This is a genomic window from Sphingomonas pokkalii (genome assembly GCF_003096275.1).
Classification (GTDB): domain Bacteria; phylum Pseudomonadota; class Alphaproteobacteria; order Sphingomonadales; family Sphingomonadaceae; genus Sphingomonas; species Sphingomonas pokkalii.
On sequence record NZ_QENQ01000013.1, the window covers coordinates 1 to 2,642 of the forward strand.

Consider the following 2,642-nt stretch of genomic DNA (forward strand, 5'->3'; position numbering starts at 1 on the left):
AGGACCAAGCGTGGGAGGCGGGCCATTGCGGAAGCGTAATAGATTATGGGTTTTTAGTAAACTGTCACCGTAATTCACCGTAATTCCACGCGGGGGCGTGGATCGAAACCTCCCGGCTCGGACGCCCAGTGCCGACATACTGGTCGCTCCCCACGCGGGGGCGTGGATCGAAACACGCTGTCGACCAAGCAAATCTGGGTCAGCCCGCGTCGCTCCCCACGCGGGGGCGTGGATCGAAACGTCGACATGCGGCTCCAGCGCGATCGGGCCGTCGGTGCGGTCGCTCCCCACGCGGGGGCGTGGATCGAAACCCGCCCGAGGTGTACAAGCCTATCGTCCCGACCGTCGCTCCCAAGCGGAAGCGCGGAGACACCTGGTGTCCGTCGCAGCTCGCGGACCTCGCGCTCCAGCGCTCCATCTTGTCGGCGACCTCGGTTGGAACCCCGTGCGCTTGCCGCTGCCGACCTCCTCCTGCTTCACCCACTCATGCAGCGTCTGCGGCGCGCAGCCAATCTTCTCCGCAATCGAAATCACCACTGCCCGGTGGGAGGAGTAATCGCGCTCGTGATCCACCATCTCAGGAGTTGGAGCCTCCGGCAAACCCGGGACGCTTCAGTTCTGGCAGGGCGATCGTATCAGGTCGACCACCTAAGATAGAGACACGACAAGCGTTGTGCCGGAGCGCGGCATGCCTGTCAGCAAGATATCAGGCATCAGATCAAGGTTTCGACGGCCAAACGCCATCGGTTGCAATTGCATACCAAAGACACAGGAAGGGTTGCCTGTTATCATGGGCCTCCACAATTGGAGCTCCGGCAGGCGCCAGAGTCTTGGGGTCCAGCACCGTATCCGCCATAGAACCGTTGGCGAAACTGGCATAGGCCGTACTGCCCACCGTTAGCTGGCCAAGATCACTCTTGGCATCCGCTTTGCTTGTCTTGGCAGCCGCACCACCCGGAATCATCTTCTTTTCCATCTGGTGCGTATGCACGGGCAATGTCGCCTGGGAGATCGCAACAGCATCAGCGCCGACCTTCTGGCCAAGCCGAAGTGGGATAGGGTTTGGGTCTCCGGTTGCGACCCCTGGCGCGGCGACCACCGACTGGACCAGATTAGGCAGCCCGAAGGTGGTCTTGCCATCCCCGCCATAGGTAGTCCCGATAAGCGCGTAAAGAGCCTGAAAATCGCGCAAATTCACGAGCCTGCCGTCACAGGGAAGCCAGGCTCGCGGAACGTAGCTAGCGTATGGAAACGCGCGAATCTCGCCAATAAAAGGCTCACTCATAACAATTCTCCTTAACCTGGACGGATGCGCGGTTCAGGCTATTGGAAATTCGGGTAGAGACCCGAGGTGCAGATAATGAAGTTGATCCCGGTCGTCGGCATGCGATTCTCATGCGACCCGCCGCCGCCTTGATCAGAAACTGACGCGGCGGAAAAATCTGTCGTGCCGCTGGCGGTTGCATAGCCGGTGTTTACATAAAACAGGGCCGCTGCCCCGACATCGGCAAAGGTAAGGTTAGGTCCGGGCGTATCACTGGTTGCGGCTTGGCTCGATACGGACATGACGTGGGTATGACTTGGCATCTGAGCGGGCGTCAGGGTGACGGTATTGGTCCCGACTGCCTGTCCCAACGTATAATTCGTATTCAGGCTGACCCCTTTGCCGGTGCCAATCGGCAGGCGCCCACGCAAATCGGGGAGCCCAAACGTCTTAACGCCATCCCCACCATAGGTTGTACCGATCACCGAAAAAAGCGCCTCATACTCGCTGATTTTCAACATTTGCCCATTGCACAAGGCCCAGTTGATCGGTGCGTAGTTGCCAACAAAGATCGTGATTTCTCCGAGATACGGGTCCGACATGATCTTATGTATCTCCTGTCAATTAGTCTCGTTGCGGGTAAACGCCAGCTGTCGCAATATAATAGGACAGCGCCAGTGAAGCCTGCATATTGGGATGCGCTTGCCCGCCGCCGGCTGGCTGAATAGTGGACGGCTCAATGGCCACCGGCGGATTGGACATCGGGCCATAGAGCGGACGGCTGGATGGCTGTTTTACCGCAGTGTAAATATGGTCCGGCAAGGTTGCCGTTGTCCCCCCAAGAGAAGACACGCGAACAAGATGCTGATGTTGTGGAATCTGCGCCATGTTCAAGGTTACGGTCTCGGCACCACCCGCATTGCCGACGCTATAGGGCAGCTTGTTTTGTGTAGCCGGGTTCTTCGCCCCCATCACCGCGCGCCCGCGCAGATCGGGCAGGCCGAAGGTGGTTCTACCATCTCCGCCATAGGTCGTGCCGAGCAGGGAGTAGAGAGGTTGATTCGCTGTTATTGGCAGCAACGAGCCATCGCAGCGATGCCAGCCTTTTAGTTCTTTTCCGAAACCAAATAGTCGGATTTCACCCAGGTAAGGGTCCACGTCCTACCTCCAATCCACCCACTGAAACGGGAGGGCGTCTTTTCCCGCGCATCGGCTGCAACGGCAACCTGCAACGACTTATACGTAACCGCAACCCGTTCGTCGTGAAGATATGGCACAACTCGCGGCGTAACCTAGAATTAAGGTGACAGTTTACTAAACACACTCACTAATCGCCATTCGCTTTGGCTTGGGCCCGCGTTTCTGTACTGCCAGGGTT

At 58.3% G+C, this 2,642-nt stretch carries 3 protein-coding genes and 1 pseudogene; all 4 read right to left on the reverse strand.

From position 1 onward, the window contains the following. Positions 1–380: 380 nt before the first annotated feature. Positions 381–576: pseudogene (locus DD559_RS20220) on the reverse strand (transposase); the annotation flags it as partial. A gap of 142 nt (positions 577–718) precedes the next feature. Continuing rightward, positions 719–1,285 (reverse strand): phage tail protein, encoded by a 567-nt coding sequence (locus DD559_RS19450; protein WP_116471058.1) that lies wholly within the window; start codon positions 1,283–1,285, stop codon positions 719–721. 38 nt (positions 1,286–1,323) lie between these two features. Further along, on the reverse strand, positions 1,324–1,866 hold the full coding sequence (locus DD559_RS19455) for a phage tail protein (protein WP_116471059.1): 543 nt from the start codon (positions 1,864–1,866) through the stop codon (positions 1,324–1,326). A gap of 22 nt (positions 1,867–1,888) precedes the next feature. Continuing rightward, positions 1,889–2,422: a phage tail protein gene (locus DD559_RS19460; RefSeq protein WP_116471060.1), complete on the reverse strand. Its 534-nt coding sequence runs from the start codon at positions 2,420–2,422 to the stop codon at positions 1,889–1,891. Between the last annotated feature and the right edge of the window lie 220 nt (positions 2,423–2,642).

Excerpts from the sequence above, each read along its gene's own strand:
- DD559_RS19455 (WP_116471059.1), bottom strand. The coding sequence starts at position 1,866 with ATGTCGGACCCGTATCTCGGAGAAATCACGATCTTTGTTGGCAACTAC.
- DD559_RS19450 (WP_116471058.1), bottom strand. The coding sequence starts at position 1,285 with ATGAGTGAGCCTTTTATTGGCGAGATTCGCGCGTTTCCATACGCTAGC.